General features: G+C 59.1%; 12 protein-coding genes. 3 read left to right on the forward strand and 9 right to left on the reverse strand.

The window, feature by feature from the left end; all coding sequences use genetic code 11:
• Positions 1-43 precede the first annotated feature (43 nt).
• The 4 genes from AABM54_RS19870 to AABM54_RS19885 form a co-directional block, all read right to left on the reverse strand.
• Positions 44-4153 carry a neuraminidase-like domain-containing protein gene (locus AABM54_RS19870; protein ID WP_347901689.1) on the reverse strand — a complete coding sequence of 1370 codons (4110 nt, stop codon included), beginning with the start codon at positions 4151-4153 and terminating at the stop codon, positions 44-46.
• A 73-nt stretch (positions 4154-4226) separates the two neighbouring features.
• A complete protein-coding gene (locus AABM54_RS19875; protein WP_347901690.1) occupies positions 4227-7862 on the reverse strand; it encodes a Tc toxin subunit A in 3636 nt (1211 codons plus the stop codon).
• A 157-nt stretch (positions 7863-8019) separates the two neighbouring features.
• Positions 8020-9471, reverse strand: coding sequence for a hypothetical protein (locus AABM54_RS19880; RefSeq protein WP_347901691.1), 1452 nt, complete (start codon positions 9469-9471; stop codon positions 8020-8022).
• Between the two features lie 106 nt (positions 9472-9577).
• Positions 9578-10564 (reverse strand): hypothetical protein, encoded by a 987-nt coding sequence (locus AABM54_RS19885; protein WP_347901692.1) that lies wholly within the window; start codon positions 10562-10564, stop codon positions 9578-9580.
• A gap of 442 nt (positions 10565-11006) precedes the next feature.
• On the opposite strand from AABM54_RS19885, the gene AABM54_RS19890 reads away from it, so the two are divergent.
• Positions 11007-11372, forward strand: coding sequence for a DUF6124 family protein (locus AABM54_RS19890; RefSeq protein ID WP_347901693.1), 366 nt, complete (start codon positions 11007-11009; stop codon positions 11370-11372).
• A 150-nt stretch (positions 11373-11522) separates the two neighbouring features.
• Here AABM54_RS19890 and AABM54_RS19895 read toward each other — a convergent pair whose 3' ends face one another.
• Entirely contained in the window at positions 11523-11897 is a 375-nt protein-coding gene (locus AABM54_RS19895) for a tetratricopeptide repeat protein (RefSeq protein ID WP_347901694.1), read from the reverse strand.
• Positions 11898-12115: 218 nt separating this feature from the next.
• Complete coding sequence (locus tag AABM54_RS19900; RefSeq protein WP_347901695.1) at positions 12116-12409, reverse strand: Ig-like domain-containing protein; 294 nt, start codon at positions 12407-12409, stop codon at positions 12116-12118.
• Positions 12410-12656: 247 nt separating this feature from the next.
• Here AABM54_RS19900 and pyk point away from each other — a divergent pair, with 247 nt between their 5' ends.
• Positions 12657-14108 (forward strand): pyruvate kinase, encoded by a 1452-nt coding sequence (gene pyk / locus AABM54_RS19905; RefSeq protein ID WP_347901696.1) that lies wholly within the window; start codon positions 12657-12659, stop codon positions 14106-14108.
• 108 nt (positions 14109-14216) lie between these two features.
• Here pyk and AABM54_RS19910 read toward each other — a convergent pair whose 3' ends face one another.
• The 3 genes from AABM54_RS19910 to AABM54_RS19920 form a co-directional block, all read right to left on the reverse strand.
• Entirely contained in the window at positions 14217-17036 is a 2820-nt protein-coding gene (locus AABM54_RS19910) for an RHS repeat-associated core domain-containing protein (RefSeq protein ID WP_347901697.1), read from the reverse strand.
• A gap of 298 nt (positions 17037-17334) precedes the next feature.
• Complete coding sequence (locus AABM54_RS19915; protein WP_347901698.1) at positions 17335-18270, reverse strand: iron-sulfur-binding ferredoxin reductase; 936 nt, start codon at positions 18268-18270, stop codon at positions 17335-17337.
• On the reverse strand, positions 18263-19369 hold the full coding sequence (locus AABM54_RS19920) for a GGDEF domain-containing protein (RefSeq protein WP_347901699.1): 1107 nt from the start codon (positions 19367-19369) through the stop codon (positions 18263-18265). Before AABM54_RS19920 ends, AABM54_RS19915 begins: the two co-directional genes overlap by 8 nt.
• A gap of 369 nt (positions 19370-19738) precedes the next feature.
• On the opposite strand from AABM54_RS19920, the gene AABM54_RS19925 reads away from it, so the two are divergent.
• Positions 19739-21262, forward strand: a complete 1524-nt coding sequence (locus AABM54_RS19925; protein ID WP_347901700.1) for a fumarate hydratase — start codon at positions 19739-19741, stop codon at positions 21260-21262.
• Positions 21263-21316: the final 54 nt, after the last annotated feature.

The following is a 21316-nucleotide window of genomic DNA, read 5'->3' on the forward strand; positions in this document are numbered from 1 at the left end:
GCCTGCTCCTGTCCCTGTCCGGTTTTCTCGTGCGTATCGACGTTCAATCAAGCGCTAACGCCGGTGGATCATCCGGATCCTTGCCTTTGACCAGTTCCTCGACTCTGCGCGTAAACGTCGGGTCGCCGGCCTTGGCCGTGTAGCGAACGCGCACGATGATGTCCGTCAATGACAAGAGCATGGTTTTCTGCGGGTCCTTGAGTGGCCGAGGGAACTTCAGTGTCCAACGCGATACCGCCCCCGAGCATTCGAATGGATTGAGCAAACCGTCATCGGGTTTCACCGCAGCCATGCCCGTGTCGCCAATACCTACCGACAACGCGATTTGCTGGCCACTGCGCAGGTTGAACCGTACATCGGCAGGGGCCACCGCGTTGCCAGGGTTGTGCAGGTACTCCACCGAGCGAGTGGATGCCTTGGTCGCCGTGACGCTCTGGACCTGGGACAAGATCGCCCGCACATTCTCGAAGGGGCCGACCAGGACCGGCAGGTCGACTTCTACCGTGCTGATCTGTCGGCAGTAATGGCCAGGATGGTCACGATCGAAGAGCAATTGCGTGAGTTTGAAGTCCAGCGTGCCGGTGTTTTGCAGGTCCGCAAGCGCAGTTTTCCAGTCACTGAAACCTTCTTGCGGGTCCACCGTGTCATTGAACAATTGCCGCACGGAGATCGTCTTGACCAACTCCAGACGCCGCTCATGGCGGTGCAGGTATTCACGCTCCATGCGCAGCAAGTGCACCTTCAAGTGTTCCCCCGTCGTGAGCCCGTGACGCTCGTCCAGCCAGACCTGCGGCAGGGGAATCTGCGAATCGTAATCGCCGGTTTCAAAGCTCAATGAGGCCTGGGCACTGATGCACAAGCTGACGACCGCGTCATACGCCTGATAATGCAAGGCCTTGAGCTGGCCCAGCAGCCAGCCGAACAGCTCGGCGTTGCTCGCACGCTTTTTGATAAAGGTGTAAAGCGTCAGCGCGTGGGCGTTGGCCCGCAGGGTTTGCCGCAGGCTGGCCTTGGCCGCTTCGACGGCGTGAGTCTGCGCGGTGACTTGCTCGTCGATGGCACGGACTTCCGCCAGCGCCTGATCGCGTTGCAGTGCCCACTCGCCGCGACGGCGGCGGTAGGTTTCGGTGGTGGCGGCTTTCTCCGCGTCCATTTGCAGCGCCATGGAACCAAGCTCCAGCCCATAGACAATGGCATCCGCAAGCTTTTCCCCTCTATGCCCACCGCTAGCTACACCGAAGATGTTGGGGAGCGAGGCAATCACTGCGCCACCGCCCTTGATGGCCTTCGATGTGAGGCTCATTTGTTTGGCCTGAAGCAGTTGATCCATGACCTGGTATTCAACGTCGCTCACGTTGTCTTCATACTTTTTCACATACGCATCCGCACGCTCCTGCGCCACCGCCCGGCTCTGCCCCAACGCGGTCACACTGGCCTCAAGCTGCGCGATGGTCTGCTCCTGCACGGTCTGGGCGTAGGTTCCCAAATCCACCAGATGGTTGTGCTGCAACTCCTCCATCTCGGCCCGGTCGCGTTGTTCGAGCAGGCGCAACACCTGGTTGCCATGGTCCTGCAACGTCTGCACTGCACGCAGTGCAGCCTCGAACATGACCCGCCAACGAAACGCCACCACCACCAGTTGCCCGCCCATCGGCCGCGGCGAACCGGCGCCGCCGGCGGCCAGGTCCCGCAACAGCTGGTTGGGGTCCGTCGGCGGGCTGAACAGCGGAATCAGCAGCGGCTTGCCATCGAGGGTGAGGTTATTGCGCAGGTTATGCAGGCGGCCGCCAGGCAAGGCGAACAGCTCCAGCAACTGCTCATTGATCGGCTGTTCAAAACCTTTGACCCCCAACAGGCCAAGCTCGGGCGCTGCCTCGGCCTTGGCCGGCACATCCGCCAGGGTGAATACCAGGTTTTGTTCGAAGCTTTCCAGCGCGGGACGAGTGCTGGCATCGGCCAACAGTTGACCAACCGTTTTCGGTTGCCAGCGGTTGACGGTGCGCGCCGTCGGGGCCTTGCCCATCAGGAACTCGGCCTGCACGTAACACAATTTGGCCGCCACCAGGCTGTCACGGGTGAGCTGGCGATAGTACCCATCGCCCCAGGCCAGCAGGTTTTTTACATACTCGGTGAACGCCACAATCTTGAAATGCTTGGGAGCCGAATAGCCGATGGCATCCGGATCGGTCGGCGCCTCGGCTTCACAGCCCAGGTTGCCAGGGCCTTCCAATGGCCGGCAACGCCAGTAAAGGGGTTTGGGTGAAGCCGTGATGGGCAACGCAGCCAAGTCCGCTGGCGCCTGAGGGTCGAAGAGATAATGCAGCCACTGCTGAGCCTCCAGAAAACGGTTCTCGGCATTTAACCGTGAGGCCACCAGGTGCGGCAGATGGAAAAACAGCTCCCAGAAAAACAACCCGTTGGCGCCATCGAACGCGCCGTTGGGCTCGTCGATGGGACCTGCGGTCGGGGCCGGTTCTGGCAGGTGCTGGGTCTCCCAGTCCAGCACGGCCTCGACCGAAATATTGGCGCGCTGCACCAGCTCGGGGCCAAACAACGAGTTCAGGCGTACATGTTTGAGGAGCGGTTCGGGCTGGTTGAGGGTGAGAAACTGCGCGCCCTGGGCGTTGGTTTTTTCCAGTGATGGCGGGACAAACGACACAACCTCCCCCACCGTCACCACGTACTTTTTGCGCCCGAGTCCATCCGTTGAGGTAACACCACCGAATTCAAAATTGACGGGGTTTGCAAAACCGCCCGCCGGCCTTTTAGCGGCCATCCAGGCAGTACTCCATCCACCGGCATTGGAAAAATCCCCCGTGATCGGTGCAGGATCCCCCTCTGCCCCATTGAGCAACCTCAATTCAAAGTTCTTGGTGACCCCAGTGGCACCTGGTTTCACCGCGCAAAGGCCTCTGACCACAAGAACATCCTGCGCACCCGCGCGCAAAATCATCGCCTCTAAGGAGTAGTACGGCGTCAAGCTGCCGCTGGGGTCGTCGGTGCCGACAATGCTCGGAACGTTCTGGCGCAAAATTGGGTGCTGCACAATGTCCGGTCCGACAAAACGATGGTCCGCCAATGGCGCCAGCCAGCCACCATCGTCATTGGGCACGCTACGGAACAGGACATCGCGTATCAGGTACACATCGACAGGAATTTCAGGCATCGGACTGCTGCGATTGGTCAGCAACACCCCCAATTTACCTTTGGGGTGCTGGTCGTCGACAAACACGGTGGCAACCAGCCGGCAGCCCGCCGAACCATCCGCATTATGCTCAGAGCTATGCAAAGACAACGGCGCCGACCAATGCCCGTTCTGCGCCATGTACGCCAGCTGGATGTCCAGCTTGTATGGCAAGAACTCACCGGCCTGTGAACCCGCCACCTTGTCACGCCACTGCGCCCAGACCAGACACAAACGTCCGCCCCAGAACACCGGCCGCATATCCAGCACACGCTCCCCGACTGGAATCTCGACCGGTTGCCATTCACTCCACGCCGCCGGGTTGATCCCCCGGCAGTTGGACGTCAGCTCAACCTCAGCCTTGCGCCAGAAATACTGAAAGGGCTGCACCCGCTGCCTACCGACAAAGTAATAATCGGCGCGCGTGGGCGAGATGCCGTCCATGTAACCGCTGATCACGTCCAGGTTGCAGGTCTGTTCGAACGCTTGCAGGTAATCCTGCAAGGCCAGCTGCACCGAGTCAGTGCTCAGCCGTGTCTGGTTCAGGTTGTTCTCGAGGGTTTTGAACAGGCTGGTCTTGCGTCGACGCACATAAGGAGTGATGTAGTTTTCCGGGTACAGGGCGATCATCTGTAACGCGGCCCAGTCCGGGTAGTTGTTGTAGAGCTCCCAGGTTTTCAGATCCCGTTTATCGAACTCGACGGCTGAATACCCAGGCTCCAGCTTGCGGTACACCGCATGGATGTATTGCTGGGCACAACTGGTCGCCTCGGCGACCCGGGAGTTCAGCACCGGGTAACTGTCCAGCGGGTCCATGCGCAGGAGCTCGAACAAGTCGGCCGGTGTTCTCAAGAAATTGAACTCGCCGCCCTCACTGCCAGGCGGGCCCTTTTTAAGCTGCCCGATGCAGTACTCGACCAATGCCGTACGGCGCTGTTCGAGCAGGCCGGCGATGTGCTGGTTGTCCATGATCGTTGCTCCTGAGGTATAGCCAGGTTGGGCGCGACCGGGGAGCCGGCTGCCCGGATTGAGGGGGTACCCGTCAGCGGTGCTGAACGCTGCTGGCGAATGTAATCGGGTCAAAAAGCGAGGATTTATTGCTATCGACGCTGGTGACTCTGGCCTCGAATGTCCCCCCCGATGGGCTGGAGACAAATACCCGCGTGAGCCCCTCCTGGTTGGTCAGCGCTTCGCTGGGGCGGATAACCAGATTTGAAATTTCAACCCCCGCCGCCTTAGTGCTCCACTGCACGGGCTGGCCAATACCCAGATTGCCAAACTTATCCTTCATCACCGCAAACAGCTCGACCTCCTGACCTGCCGGTACAACACCGTTCGGCACCTGAGACTTGAGCGGCGCAGGAAAGAACAGTTCAGCTTTATCAACACCGATCTCCACACTGGGCGCTTGCTGTTTCGGATGCAGGGCCAGCCAATAACTCGGGGCGACGGTGCCCATGACGCCGCTTGGCGTGAACACTGCCGTGGCCACCCCGTAGACCGAGGTTGGAGTTGCAACGATGGTGCCCAGCTCGGTCTGCCAATACACCATGACCCCGCTCAAGCCCTTCCCGCCGAGGTCTTTAACGGTCACCGTGTACGTGGCTCGTTCATTGGGTTTATTGGCCACCAACTCGCGACGATCGACAGTGCACGTCGTCGTCACCGTGTGTTCCAGAGCCTCCCCGTCGTGGGGTACGAAGGGTGCCGGGGGCGCAGACAGGCTGAGCAGTGCATGTTCGGCCGTCTGTGAGTAAGCCGCGCCGCCAACCTCTGCCGGCAGGCTGCCCATCAGGAAAATCGTCTGTGCATCCATGCCACTGCTGGCCGCCAACGTGCGGACACGAATCAACAGATCCAGCTGCGTCAGGCTTTTGATCAGGCCCTGAGCTGGATCGGCCCACTTTGCGCACTCGCGCACCTCCTGGATGCTCCAGGTGAAAAAAATCGCCAACCGGATGGCCGCCGTCTCCTGGGCCAGGCTTAAGGCATCCCCCGTCAGCACGTCGGGCAAGGCGTTGACCTCTCGCAGGTAATCGAGCAGTGCTGCTGGCGGCTGGTCCCCCGATGCGCCCAATGCGAATGCCCCGGTGAGTACCGTCAGGGAGTACAGCGTACTCAAGGTGAACTCGTGTTTGTCCTCACGCTTGAGCCAGTCGCGGTAACCGTAGGCCAAGTAGTCCTCCAGCAATGCGGCGCTGAGGTCGAGCTTGATCACCACCGCACTGCGACGCTGCACATCGGCCAGTAACACCAGGAACGTATCCCCTTCGTCCTCTACCCGTCGCCGGGAGACCGCCACCTCGTCGCGCTCGGTCTTTCGATCGAGTGCTTGCCTGAGCACTTGATGCACGGTGCCCTGCGCCCAGGCGAGTACCCACACCACCAGCTCCGAGCGCAACCCCGCGTACACCGCCAGACACTCTCTGACCACTGACACCTGGCCAGCCCTGGCCTGCAGCAGTACCCCGAGCATTTTTTCGACGATCTGGGCACGTGAGGCCTCATCGCCCTCACCAATACCGGCCCTGACGGCCAGGTCCAGTTGCTCGAGGGCGTACTTCTGATAATCGGGCTCTATCGCCTGCGACTGGACAATCACCAAACCGTCGCGGTCGACCAGTGCCGTCAGCAGATCCAGCCAGTCAGCCCCACTCGCCAGCGGAGGAACACCGGCCATCAACAACGCCGTATTGGAAAACAACGCCGCTGTCAGCAGGCTGCGCAGTTGCTCGAACAGCTTGTGCTCATCCGTGGACGTTGCTGCCGGCACCGTAATCGGCGTAACGACCTGCAGCATCCAGGCCACGGGCAGCGTGTGCTCATTGCACCAGCGTACGCACGCGTCCATGGCGTGAATCACGTTCAACACGTCCGGTGTGGTGTCTTGCTGCTCATTGGAGTGGAGCCGAGGAACCCCGGCCAGCGCCTCGAGCCAGTCGTTCCCCAACGTCATGAGCAAGACGATGCCCTCCACCGGGGTAATCCCCAACAACAGCGGCAGCTTCACCAGGCGATAAAAACTCGAGACCGTTGCCACGTCGCAGTGCAGCGTATTCCCCTTATTCTGAGCCTGGGCAATGGCCTCGGCCAGGTGCCGGTACGTGTGCAGATTAATATTCAAGCCACGACAGAGCAGGTTGACCGTCAACGCCTCCTCACCGGGACCAGGAAACACCGGGAAGTCGCTGCCATCGAGTGCCAGGGGCGTGGAGGAGAACGCCTGGTCATTGAAGACCCGATCAAACTGCGAGAGCACTTCGCCACGACCGAAAATCGACAGTTCATCGATGTACACCGCGAAGTCCTCGACGGTGCAGCCGCAACGCTCGCGCAACCCCTGAAACAAGCCAATGGCGCGCAGGGTGTGATTCGATATCCAGCACGAGTGTTCTAGAGCCTGGGGCCGCGTCTCGGTATTGATAGCGGCCATGAGCAGTGCATCCACCTGCTCGGGGGGCAGCCCCACCCATTGATCCAGACGCAGCTTGCGATTCATTCGGTCGTATCGAGCATGACTGGCATCTTTCAATCGGTGAAGGGGCCCACCCAGTCCCACCCTGAAATCGATACCGACAGAAGGTGCCAGACCTGCATTGAGATAGACCGAACCTGACTGTGCACCGTCTGGCACCAGCTCATCGCCGCCCCCAGGCGCGTTGACGGATCGCACCGGGGCGAAACTTCGAATCGAAAGCAGCGCTTCAAGCCCCATGGCATCAAGTTTTGTCCTTTCACAGAAGAACATCACCTGGTTGATGTTCTGCCACTCCAACCCCATGGCGCCAAAGTTCTGCTGATAGAAAACTTCAATGTCATCGGGATCCTCACTGTCATTGGGATCCTCAGTCAACAACTCCCGCTGGTAAGGCCCCAACCGAGAGGCATGCAGCAAGGCTCTCTCCGCCTCAGTGCTCTGCCCATTGGGTTGCAGAAAATACGGAAACGCCAAGTCAACCACCCGCGTCACGTCTCCCACCGACAGGTCATGGTGGCGGGCGACAAAGTCGATCGTCGTCCAGTCCCGGTAATAGGGCAGCCCGTTGGGATAGCGCGCTGCACTCATGGCCTGATCGAGGTCATCAGGGCTCTCGCTGTGGGCCCTGATGAAGGTTTCCAGCACCGGGATGATGATGCCCACCGACGACACCGCTTGATGCACCGCCTTGAAGTCAACCGGCAACGTCAGAAGGTCTGTGCGCCGCTCATTGAGCGGCATTTTTCCAGTGTCGCCATGAAGCTCGATACGATTGCTGATCCACAGCAGCAGTTCAATCAGATAGGCAACCGGCGAGGCCAGTGACTCCAGCGCATCCGGAGGGCAAAAATTGTCAAAGCGGGGCCAGAACAGCTGCTCAAAACTCGGCCCCGGCACCAGTGACAAAAGCCCGCTCGTCGGCTGGCTCGGCTCTGCTTCATCCCCGGTCAACGTCTGTTCGATGAACTGACGCCGCACATAGATGGCCAAGGCATTGGCCCGCCGCAGATAGCTTTGCGCATCCTCCCGGCTCAAGCCGAAGTCACGCACCAGGCCTTGTACCCCCTTTTCCACCAACGGGAATACCGAGCCGCCCTGTTCGATGTAGGTGCGCAGATCAGCATATTTTTTATTGCGCTGATCTTCTTTGAACACTTCTTCGAACAGCAACTGCAAGGGGCGAACCTGGGTGACAGCCATGGTGGAACTCCTTGTACCGAAGACAGAGTGACTAAACAGCCTGGCGAGGCGGCCGCGCTGTTCAGCTCAATGGTTAAATTGGGCGCTAGCGCGAGGCCAGCGTCTACTGTCATAACTGACAGTAGAGCCGACCGCTCGTCGGCAGCCCTGGAAGACGCTACTCAGGCGCTGGCGTTGGCGGCTCCACCTCGAAGCGCTCGCTGTCAGCCCAGTCAGAGAACACTGGAAAGCCGCCTCCGTCACCCGGAACGGTTTGCACGAAGCGAACCCAGTTCCCCCCCACCCTCAACGCTCTCTCGGCCGTGACCTGCCAATCCGCGCCATCGATATCGAAGCCACCGACCAGCGCCAGCTCAGGATTGAACCAGGCAGCCACGGCCCCGAAACCCGCTTGACCTTGCCCTGCAAACACGACCGGGTCGCTGACCCATTGCCCTTGCTCAGGTTTGTCGATTGTCGGTAGATACGAGCCCAGCAACACTGGCTGTTCAGGTGACGGAGCGGATTTGAAACCATCACGCGACTGCACGGCAATCAAGCGCTGGACCCCGCCCGCCCGGTCAAGCGTGACCCTGACCGACCATGTGCGGTCGTCAAGGACCGTTGCGCGCCCCAACTCCGTCTGCGCAGCATCGGCAAACGCCACCGCCACCATATCCCCCGAATAACCAAAACCTGACACCACCCCCTGCCGGCTAACCCGCTCGCCCTCGGCGGGGGTTTCGATAAAGGGTGAAGCGGGCACAACGTTATAGGTCAGCCAGGGACTGTCTTTGGACGGCCGCTCCTGATCAAGCGTTTGTTTGGCCCTGATGGTTTTCGCCCCGATCGGTAATGTCACCTCACCCTCCCAGCGGTGGTTTTCACCGACGAGAATATTGCTGAGCAACGGCACTGTAGCGTCCTGCAACCACACTTCGACCCGAGCACCGGGCAGACCCGTGCCAGAAATCGTCGAGGTACGCGGCAGAGCGCCTCCCGGTGCCGGCACCGTGATTTCCGGTGGCAGCACCACCACCTCAAAAAAACAGTGCTCGCTGCGCGGGGAGTCTCGCGGGCCCATGCTCTGCACGGCGTCAAGGGTGTACTTGCGAAACTCCAGGCCCTTGAGATCCATTGACCAGTCGCCGTCGCTGGCCAGCAGTTTCGGCGTCCCCAAGGGCCTGTCGAACTGAGCGTCCCGAAGCTTCATCGTGGCCCCTTTCACTCCGTCCGTGCCTTTAACGATCAAGTCGCGGCCGACCTCCTGATTCTGTTGGGGCTGCGTGATGACCGGTTGGTGGAGCGGGGTGTGCACGGTGAATGTTCGGGATGTCGGCAGCGACGTCAGCGTCGCGGCGGTCTGGGTCACGGTGACGGTATGGGGCACGTCCGGGGCAAAGGGAATGTCACGCCGAAAGGTCCAACTGCCGTTGGTGACCGTCGGTTTATGCACCGTGGAGCTACCGCTGTAGACAAGATTGACCACGGCCCCCGGCCAGCAGGTGCCGGTGATGGTGGGCGACAACTCATTGTCGGTAATGGCCGTGATCTCTGGCGCCAAGGGAGGGATCGTCACCTCAACCTCAACCCAGGCAGAGGAAGATTGATCATTCAGACGTTGCTGCACATAAACACGCCGTTTGTTCGTCGGCCCCCACTCTTGCGAAACTGTCCTCGACCATGCTCCGCCAGCAACCACGGTGTTCGACGCGGCGCTCGTCCCCTTCGGAGACTCAATCACCACCGTGGCACCGGTGTACCCCTCGCCGGAAAAGGTGGGTGTGTAGTCGCTCGTGTACCTCACGGTCGGGACGGGGAGCTCCCAGGTGAACGTGAACGGATAGGCCCTCGGAGGGGATCCAGCTACCGGCGTTGTCGGAAACCTTTTGAATCGCCGACAGGGTGTACGTCCCAGGCACCCAACGGGTGGCGATGAGCTCCCAGGTACCGTTTTTCACTTCAATGGGAGGTAACACGGCTTCGCCCGGCCCGCTGAGTTTCGTGACCTCGACCATGGCGCCGGTATGGCCGGCGCCTGAAAACTTCACTCGTTCATTGGGTTGCGGTGTGACAGTGACGGCCAGTTTGGGGGGGCGGACTTTGAATGTCAGCGGGCGGCTACGACCTGAATACCTTCCATCCAAAGATTGCCGCGCGACGATAGACACAGTGCCTGGCTCCAGATGGGTACGAATGTTCGCACTCCAGTTCCCGTTCTGGCTTACACCACCGTCGCCAACGACAGTATCTTTTGATAGATCCAAGAGAATCTCGACACGTGCGTCAATTGACGCTGCACCCCCCGTCCCCCTGACCACAGGTTGCTGATTCTCTACGGCACCGGGCTGAGGACTTTCTATGGTGGGAATACCCAACGGCACCTTGACCGAAAAAGTAATCGGGTCGGATGGGACCTCCGTACCATCAACACCAATTATCACGGCAATGACGGTATGCAGGCCGCCTCGAAAGGGAATAAACGGAATTGCCCATGGCCCCCCCGGCGAGACGGCTGGATAGGTGATCCCCAAGAGTGTTTGGCTGCCATCGGCGTGTATCTTGCGCACATGAATGAAGAACGGCAGCCCGCCCCTTCCGGAAATCGAAACGTTCTGCCGGGTGAGCTCTTCACCATGTTCAGGACTTGTTATGCGGAAAGGTTCCAAAACAGGGTCCAAAACAGGGTCCTTCGGGGAAGACTCTTCAAAATCAGCGTCCATACACGTTCTCCGGTCAAGGATTACTTACATGGCCACTGTTCTACTTCCCGACTTGAGTTCTGACTACCTGTAAGAACTGACAGTCCCGACCAACGGTAACCGTTTCCCCGTGCTTTCAGTTCCTCAGCCCGCGGCTACATCACCTTGCGTCGCAGCCTACACATCCGCCAGAATCCCCCGGCTTGTGCGCCTTGGTCGCCACCGCTAACGTGAGTCCTGTCGCTGCCCATCAGCGATCGGGTTTAGTCGCTCGGACGTTGTACGAAGGTGCACTGCACGCCAGACCGTCAGGTATTCCCTATCCCTGAACTCTATGGTGGCTGTGCGCAGGGCGCCCTCGGGCGCGCCGGTTTTCGTACTCCGTCCGGTCGACTAACCTGCGTACAGCCGCCACCCTTCGTTTAGTCGCGAGGCGGTGGTAGCCACACCACGGAGTATCAAAATGTTCAAAGCCACACCCAATCCCCCGGAACACGATTGCGTTTCCCCCTACGCGTCCCTCGACACGAAAGAACTTCACGCTGCTGCCCACAAGGCGCTGGACCACTACCTCAAACCCGGCACCGGCAACCCCCGAAACTTCGAAAAACGCACGATGAAGTTCTTCGCCGTATTGCCCGACATCAACAACGAAGCCTTCTGCTCGGTGAGCACGTTGATCCTCGACCTGTCCGATGACCTGGAAGACAAGCACCGCAACCTGGCGCTGGCGATCCATCAATTGACCGAGCACGGGTTGTTACTGGTCGAGAAGGCGCTGGACAACGAGTACCCGATCCAGCCGATCACCTACGGGCTTCAGTTGTAGGAGTGGCCGGGCGGCGAAGAGCGATGGCGCGATATGCCTGAAGCACCAAGGGCTCCCATTGCGGGCAAGCGCTGGGCGCCCCAGGGGGTCAGGCAGAGGTGGGCAACAGATGAAACCGCAACACGCTCACCCGTTAAATGACAACGGTCATCACAAAGCGGTCGGACGCACTTGCGCGGTGCTGCGGGCTGGGTAATGACCCAACGTTTGCAGGGTTTCGAGGCGGGCACGGGCGCGGTACGCGTACTCGCTGCTGGGGTACTGAGTGATGATGAATTGATACGTCTGGGCGGCGTCGACAAACAACTTCTGACGTTCCAGGCACTGTCCGCGCAGCATCGATACTTCCGGCTGCACATAACGGCGGGTGCGGCTCTCGCGGTCGACCTTGGACAGGTCGAGCATCACCTGCTCGCAGTTGCCGCGGTCATACGCGCTGTAGGCGCTATTCAAATGATGGTTCATCGACCAACGGGTGCAGCCCACGACACTGAGGGCAAGGGCAGCAATGAGCACGAATCGCATGGGGGTTCTCCTGTCTTGAGCTCTGTATCGACCCGTTGGTGAAAATCTTCAATAACCGGGCACTGGAATCAAGCGTATAGCCGCAAAAGACATAGGGTACCTAATCACCTGCTGTGGCGTATCGACTGAAGGTATGACGCTCACTGTGCGGGCCGAACGAAAAAAGCCCACTGAACCGCTAGGCTCAGTGGGCTTGCACATGAACGAAAACGCTCAGGTCATTTGACCGTGAATTTTCGATTCCGCGATGCAGGCGAACTGGCGTGGTGAAGGGTCTGGAGCGCCGAAACCGTGATCAAACCCGTGGGCAGATTTTCAGGTGCAGTACCTGCCCAAGAGCCGTCCGCTGACACCACTGTTTTCAAAACCAAATGGTTACCGTCTACCGTTGTGATCTGAACGGTAGCACCTGCCTCGCCGGTTCCCTTGAACCTGACTTTGTTTTCCACTGTCGCGCCCGCTCGCGGTTCATCAATAACCGGTGCATGCAGTACTTTAGTGTCCGTGGTCATGTTGTCATCTCCTTGACTCGTCACCCTTTGACGAGGCTGCTGACCATTCAACCTCGCCCCCCCAGAGCCTGCCTACCTGTTAGAACTAACAGTGCCGACGAACGGTTGGCGCGTCTCATTGGGCGGTTCAGACTATCTTCAGGATTGTTCGTTTAAAGAAACAAACGAATAAGTAGTGCAAACGAACAATGACTACAACCGCGGACCATAGTAGCCTCTCGTTGCGCTTGAATTGAGGAGTCTTTGCATGTCCGTCCGTCGTACCAAAATCGTCGCTACCCTTGGCCCGGCCAGTAACTCGCCGGAAGTTCTCGAACAGCTGATTCTGGCTGGCCTGGACGTCGCCCGCCTGAACTTCTCCCACGGCACCCCGGACGAGCACAAGGCTCGTGCCAAACTGGTGCGCGACCTCGCCGCCAAGCACGGCCGCTTCGTCGCCCTGCTGGGTGACCTGCAAGGCCCGAAAATCCGTATCGCCAAATTCGCCAACAAGCGCATCGAGCTGAAGATCGGTGATCAATTCACCTTCTCCACCAGCCATCCGCTGACCGAAGGCAACCAGCAAATCGTCGGCATCGACTACCCGGACCTGGTCAAGGACTGCGGTGTGGGCGACGAGCTGCTGCTCGACGACGGCCGCGTGGTCATGCGTGTCGACACCGCCACCGCCACCGAGCTGAATTGCACCGTGACCATCGGCGGCCCGCTGTCGGACCACAAAGGCATCAACCGTCGCGGCGGTGGCCTGACCGCTCCAGCCCTGACTGAAAAAGACAAAGCTGATATCAAACTCGCCGCGGAAATGGAAGTCGACTACCTCGCCGTGTCCTTCCCGCGTGACGCTGCCGACATGGAATACGCCCGTAAACTGCGCGACGAAGCTGGCGGTACTGCCTGGCTGGTGGCGAAGATCGAACGCGCCGAAGCCGTGGCCGACGACGAAACCCTGGACGGCCTGATCAAGGCTTCCGACGCGGTGATGGTTGCCCGTGGCGACCTGGGCGTGGAAATCGGCGATGCCGAGCTGGTGGGTATTCAGAAGAAGATCATCCTGCACGCACGCCGCCACAACAAAGCGGTGATCGTGGCGACCCAGATGATGGAGTCGATGATCCAGAACCCGATGCCGACCCGCGCCGAAGTGTCCGACGTGGCCAACGCCGTGCTCGACTACACCGACGCCGTGATGCTCTCGGCCGAAAGTGCGGCCGGCCTCTACCCGCTCGAAGCGGTCCAGGCCATGGCACGGATTTGCGTCGGCGCTGAAAAGCACCCGACCAGCAAAACCTCCAGCCATCGCATCGGCAAAGTGTTCGAAAGCTGCGACCAGAGCATCGCGCTGGCCGCCATGTACACCGCCAACCACTTCCCGGGCGTGAAGGCGATCATCGCCTTGACCGAAAGTGGCTACACGCCGTTGATCATGTCGCGCATCCGTTCCTCGGTGCCGATCTACGCGTTCTCTCCGCACCGCGAAACCCAGGCCCGCGCGGCCATGTTCCGTGGCGTCTACACCGTACCGTTCGACCCGGCCTCGTTGCCGCCTGAGCAAGTCAGCCAGGCCGCCATCGACGAGTTGCTCAAACTCGGCGTGGTCGAGAAAGGCGACTGGGTCATCCTGACCAAAGGCGACAGCTACCACACCATCGGCGGCACCAACGGGATGAAAATCCTGCACGTTGGCGACAAGATGGTCTGAGTGTCAGATCGCTGAAAAACGAAAGCCCCGCAGTTAACGCTGCGGGGCTTTTTTCGTTGCGTTGTCCCGTCCTGAATAAGCTCCTCCTCCGCGTACCAAAGGAGCGATCTACTTCATGTAGGTTAATGCCGCTGCATGATTCAAGATTCGTGTTCTATTGGCCTGCATTGATTGCGAGTCAGCCAATTTTTTCTCAAGGTAACGTCTCTCCGAGAACGTGATCGGATTGTAAGTCTTCCCGACCTCCGAAGCCGTCTTATACGGTTTCGCCCCAAATACGTCAGGCTGAAGCTGAGTCCATCCAGAGGATTCGTGAGCCGGACTTTTCAGTGCTACATCCAGAAAAACAATGGAACCTTCAGCTTGAGTTTCCGCGAACCAACTCAACCCAAGCTTTGAAGTCTGACGAAAAAACCAATTAACAACAGCATTTGTCGCCATTTTCGCAGTACCCGACGACAGCGCAAAAAAATCATTGGGGGTAGTTTGCAGGAGCCCTGTTATCTCCTCGAAGTTGGCTGTCGGTATCGGCGCATCCAGATTCTTTGCCCAGAACTCATGCGGCGATTTTCCTGAGGCTTGAGAACTTTCATAAGTGTTCATTTTTCGCTCGATACTCAACGAGCTACTGTGCGACTTGAGATAGCCCGCCCAGCTTTGCAGCATAAGCTTCGCATCGCCGGCAGTCCCTCTATAGCTGGGTGAGACTGACATGAAAAACTTTGCATTTTCGTCCTCTATCTCAATGCCCTCATTGATCATCTCCACGACGCCTAGATAATCATCCTTGGCGTTTTCAGGCGTAATCATCAGTGCAGCATTGAGCTTATCGATAGTCACAATGCTCTGATCCGGATAGGCTGCGTACAAACCCGGCACCACCCTTTCCCGTGCAGTGTCAAAACCATACAACAAGGTAACTGGAGAGAGTCCATTGGCATCTCTCAATGTGACCGGGTTATTCCTGACAAACCGATAAAGGTTCAACCCATCGATATCCCCCGCCGGATCAGGATTGATCCAGCGCTGCAACCATGGCGCGTAATAACGTAAGCCGTAGTAATAGAGCCCACTCGCATCGCGCTCTTTCCCTGCATAACGAATGGTTTTGTAACTGGCCTCTGGACTACCGTTATCCACCCACCACGCCGTTCCACCGTAAGGGTAATAACGCTCCTGACTTAATACTTCACCCGCCTGACTCAATTCGACCGAACTGGACTGCACATGATCAGACAGGCTGTAACGCCAAAATTCTCGCTCGACCCCGGCGGGGGGATCTGACTCCCAATACATGACACTAATGTGACTATGCCCTGTTGTTGGCTTGATGACCTGATAGGTCTTGTTATTGACGGCATCACAGTGAAGCTCAAGTCCCGGCAAGTAACGTACCTCTCGCGTCACAACCCTCACCTTGCTCAAGCGCGTTGCAGACTTACGTAACCGCTGCCCGTCACTGTCATAGCCATACACTTCACTATCGTGTTGACCATCAGGCCTGATGACCGGAGTTACGCGATACAGTTGGTTTCTGCCATTCCACTCCAATACCTGACCACGCAACAACGCCCGCAAATTGCCGTTGCGGTCAAACCCGTTGCCGATTTCCGGTTCTCCTGGCAGTTCATCCTCATAAACGGCCAGGCTGCGGTTGCTGTGTGCAGCCGTGATCATTCTCCGGGTATATTGGTTTGCGCCGACATGCACCAACGTACATAAATTACCGGCGCCATCGTAGTCATAGTCTTCTCGATAATTGGCAACCTGCCCGGAATCCTGAACGGAAGTATAGAGTGCATGACCTGCAGCTGGGCCATGGCCTCTGATTGCTTCGAAACCTGTACTTTTAATCAATTGATAGAGCGAGTCATAGGTATAGGTACAGCGGTGCTCGACCCTCTGATTACGAAAGTAAACCGGTACGGCAGCCTCGTCATTAATGGTAAGAACATTGCCAACCGGATCGTATTCATAGCGCAGACTTTGCAGCGATTGCTGGTCCCCTCCCATGGCATACAGATGAACAAGTCGTCCATCACCCTCGTCGTATTCGAAGGTCGTTTTAACTCCATTACCCGCTGTTTCACCTTTGACCCGGTTCAGCACGTCATAGGTAACAGCACTGACAACGGTCTTTTCTCCCGCACCTTTGACCCGCAAGTAAGCGCTCTTCAGATTCCCTGCAACGTCGTAGACCGTGCGCTGAATGTTTTGCCGGGCATCGACTTGACTAAGGGATTCGCCCAAAGCGTTGAAGTCCCAACAGGTAGTGGCTTGCTGCTCTTCAAGCAACGCCTCCCGTGCGGCCTCCTCCAACGGCCAATCAGGCACAGTCAATGCCTTTGTGAAACGCCGCCCTTGCTCAAGTGGCGAGCCGAGCAGTCCGTAGTCTGAGGTAAAAACGGTGCCCCCGGTGTCGTCATGCCGGACCAGTCGCCCGCATTGATTATGCCTGGCCATTTCGATGTCCGAAGCACCGTAACGCAAACACTCGACTACCGCCGCAGGTTGATCCGAGGTACTTTCGATCACGGCGACAAGCCTGCCCAATGCATCATACTGCTGCTGTCGCCGTGCCCCTCGGCCATCCCAGAAACACACGGATTTCCCGGTTTCAGCCAACAGATCCAAACGCCACCCAGAGTCGACACTGTTAGAAAACAGCACCGCCGCAGACACGTTGAACGTGTTCGAAAGATTATCCGGCACCGCTGCGTCCGACTCGGCTAACAGGCCTAGCCTAGGATCTATTGAAGCGCTCAAACGGCCATGCCAATCGTACTTCTGACGGGTGATTCTGGACTGTGCGGGTGCATCGCCCTGAGCTCGATGATAATTGACAGCCCTGACCGCCAACCCACGCGGATCCAGCGCCGTGAGGGTGGGAGTGAAAGCATTAAGTGATGCAGGTGTAGTATCGGACATGAGCGTTTTCAATCCATGAAAATGAGTTGAAGTGCATCACAAGCAGTTAATGCACTCGCCTCATTTTTGAATACGACAAACAACGACTCAGATCTACTGTCAGAGTTGACAGTAGCGATGAACGGGCATCGCAGCGAGCCGGACCTGCGAAACGCAACAGCCCCGCTTTGTGAATGGCGAGCTGTTGCATTTCGACATTCTGCTGATAGTTCGCCAAGCCTGCTGCCTTCGCGGGCAAGCCTTAATACCCGCAGTTACAAGCCAGGCGCCTACATTTCTGCGGTGCGCAACTGCATGCTCAACCCCGAGGTACGAACAGGTCCGATAACAGTTGATTACGGGGTAACCCGGCCAGGTACAAACGTCGGGCAAAGGCGTCGACGCTGTCGGGCGATCCACAGACCAAGGCCAGGGTTTGCCGTGAACCCAGGCGCAATTGTGCCAAAGCCGCTGTCAGCTCAGCCGCCGTCAGTAACTCGAGACTCAGGTTGGGATGGTTCGCTGCCAGCGCCGCCAAGGGCTTGGCCAGGTAATGCTCGCTGGCATCGTGGGCCAGGTGTATCACCCGAATAGGGCCCTGATGATCCTGGCGCAGCGCTTCACGCAATACACCGAACAATGGCCCCAACCCGGTGCCGGCCGCCAGCAGCCACAGTGGTCGGGTTTGCCAATCGGGGTCGTAATGCAGCGCACCGCCACGCAACTCGCCCAACCGGAGCGGGTCGCCGATCTTCAACTGGCGCGCCGCATCGCTGAATTCACCCGGCAAGCGACAGTCGAGGTGAAACTCCAGAAAACGATCTTCCTGCGGCAGGCTGGCCAATGAATACGGGCGCGCCACGTTCCCGGCCCACAGCACCAGATGCTGACCGGCCTGGTAGCGCAAGGGACGTTCAGCCCTCAAGCGCAGGCGCAATACACTGGGGCTTAACCAGTCAGCGGCTTCAACGGTGGCCGGCAAACCGTCACGCAGTGGATCAAACACCGCCACCTGCAGGTCATCGACGACTTCACACTGACAGGCCAGGCGCCAACCTTGCTGACGCTGCTCGGCGCTCAGTGCATCGGGACGCCGGTCGCTCACCTCGCCTTTAAGGCAATGCACCAGGCACGCATGGCAACTGCCGGCGCGGCAGCTGTAAGGCACGTGCATGCCGTTCTGGTTCAAGGCATCGAGCAGGTTGCTGCCCTGCGCCACCGTCCACTGAAGATCGCCCACCCGCAACTCAGGCATCGACGTTCTCCCACGCGGCGGCGCAGCGATTGCGACCGTCGCGCTTGGCCCGGTAAAGCGCCTGATCGGCACGTTGCAAGGCATCGTCCAGGTCGTCGCCCAACGCCAGCAGCGTCATGCCTGCCGACAGGCTCAGGTCGCGCACGCTCAGGCCGATCAACTCAACCTCGGTAAACGCAATGCGCAAGCGTTCACAACAGGACGTCAGTCGCTCGGCGTCGCAATCGGGCAACAGCACAACGAACTCTTCGCCGCCATAACGTGCCAACACATCACCGTCGCGCAAACAGGCCATGGCAACGGCGGCGAACGCCTGCAACACCTGATCACCTGCGGCATGGCCGTGGAGGTCGTTGATGCGTTTGAAGTGGTCGAGGTCGATCAACGCCAGGCCGTGCACCACGCCAGCGTCCATGGCATTGAGCTCGCGGGAGGCCAGGCGCAAGAAATGCCGGCGATTGAACAGCCCCGTGAGTTCGTCGGTGGCGACCAGGTCTTCCAGCTGACGCATCATGCCGCGCAGGGTGTCCTGATGCGCTTGCAGGGCGAAACGCCGTTGGCGCATGCGCTGGCGCGAAGCCTGGACGTAGCGGGCATAAAGCACCAGCCACAGTAGCACCAGAAACAGCACGCACACCTGCAACGCGGCCAGGGGCGGATCATTCAACTGCAAGTGATAGCCGTCCCAGAGATTGATGCCCGCGAAGCTGAAAAACACCAACGACGCACACCGCACAAAGGCCCGACGCGACAGATGGAACAGGCCGAACAGCAGGATCAGCACGTAGAACACCAGGAAGGCGCCCCGCGCCAGGTCCAGATGAGCCATCAACCAGGTTTGCCAGCCAAGCCCCACCAACACCTGCGCCTCGGTCAGGCTCGGGTCGGCGAAACTCAAGTTACGGCCGCTGAGGAACACCCCCAACAGAACACACTGGCTGAGCACCACCAACGCACTGCTGATCAACGCGCTGCTGATCGGTGCCCGGTAATGCCCACTGAAAATAGCCAGCCACAGCAACACCAGCGCCAACAGGTAAGTACCGGCCGCCAGGGTGAAACGCTTGAGTAACAAACGCTGGATGGCTTTATGGGGCAATCGTTGACTCACCGTACGCAAGGAGGGGCTGAAAGGAGTGTCTTACCCTAAAGGCCAGTTGCCACTTTAGTGTTGCAACCCAAAAATGACCATTCAATTTTCGGCGCGACACATCAAGCACTCAGGTCGCCACCAGCGAAGGCCAAGGCGAGGCATGCCTATAAAAGTCTAGCCGCTCACAAGGCGGTTCATGCGACCAACGTTTGACTGTCGGCGGGTGTACCCGCCCTTGATGCGCGGTATACTGCCGCGCCTTTTTAGCGTCGCGCCAGTAACCCCGGCGTGCCTTGAAAGGTGTTTGCAGCCGACCGATGCACCCCACTGCAAGCACCTTATTGAATGTTCCCGTCTTTTAGAGGAGCGCGACTCATGACCGTGATCAAGCAAGACGACCTGATTCAGAGCGTTGCCGACGCCCTGCAGTTCATTTCCTACTACCACCCCGTGGATTTCATCCAGGCCATGCACGAGGCCTACCTGCGTGAAGAATCGCCGGCAGCCCGCGATTCGATGGCGCAGATCCTCATCAACTCGCGCATGTGCGCCACCGGCCACCGTCCGATCTGCCAGGACACCGGCATCGTGACCGTGTTCGTTCGCGTAGGTATGGACGTGCGCTGGGATGGCGCCACCATGGGCCTGGACGACATGATCAACGAAGGCGTGCGTCGCGCTTACAATCTGCCGGAAAACGTCCTGCGTGCCTCGATCCTCGCCGACCCGGCGGGCGCTCGTAAAAACACCAAGGACAACACCCCGGCCGTGATCCACTACTCCATCGTTCCGGGTAACACCGTGGAGGTGGACGTGGCAGCCAAGGGCGGCGGTTCCGAGAACAAGTCGAAAATGGCCATGCTCAACCCGTCCGACTCGATCGTTGACTGGGTACTGAAAACCGTTCCCGAAATGGGCGCTGGCTGGTGCCCTCCGGGCATGCTCGGCATCGGTATCGGCGGCACCGCCGAGAAAGCCGCCGTGATGGCCAAGGAAGTGTTGATGGAATCCATCGACATTCACGAGCTGAAGGCCCGTGGCCCGCAGAATCGTATCGAAGAGATGCGCCTGGAGCTGTTCGAGAAGGTCAACCAACTGGGCATCGGCGCCCAGGGCCTGGGCGGTCTGACCACCGTGCTCGACGTGAAGATCATGGATTACCCGACCCACGCCGCATCCTTGCCGGTGTGCATGATCCCCAACTGCGCCGCCACCCGTCACGCCCACTTCGTGCTCGATGGCACTGGCCCGGCGTCGCTGGAAGCGCCACCGCTGGACGCCTACCCGGAAATCGTCTGGGAAGCCGGCCCGTCGGCCCGTCGCGTCAACCTCGACACCCTGACGCCTGAAGACGTGCAGAGCTGGAAGCCGGGCGAAACCGTCCTGCTCAACGGCAAGATGCTCACCGGTCGCGATGCTGCGCACAAGCGCATGGTCGAGATGCTGAACAAGGGTGAAACCTTGCCGGTAGACCTCAAGGGTCGCTTCATCTACTACGTCGGCCCGGTTGATCCGGTGCGCGAAGAAGTGGTTGGCCCGGCGGGCCCGACCACGGCCACGCGGATGGACAAGTTCACTCGCCAGATCCTCGAGCAAACCGGCCTGTTGGGCATGATCGGCAAATCCGAGCGCGGCCCGACCGCCATCGAAGCGATCAAGGACCACAAGGCTGTTTACTTGATGGCAGTGGGCGGCGCGGCTTACCTGGTGGCGCAAGCCATCAAGAAATCCCGCGTGGTGGCTTTCGCCGAACTGGGGATGGAAGCCATCTACGAGTTCGACGTCAAAGACATGCCCGTGACCGTTGCGGTCGACAGCAAGGGCGAGTCGGTGCACATCACCGGCCCGGCCATCTGGCAGCAAAAGATCAGTGAAAGCCTGGCGGTAGAAGTGCAGTAAGCCTTCAACCTGCCCGTTGAACGAAAGCCGCGCTGTTTGCACAAACAGCGCGGC

Origin of the sequence: Pseudomonas purpurea (assembly GCF_039908635.1) — a bacterium.
Lineage (GTDB): Bacteria > Pseudomonadota > Gammaproteobacteria > Pseudomonadales > Pseudomonadaceae > Aquipseudomonas > Aquipseudomonas purpurea.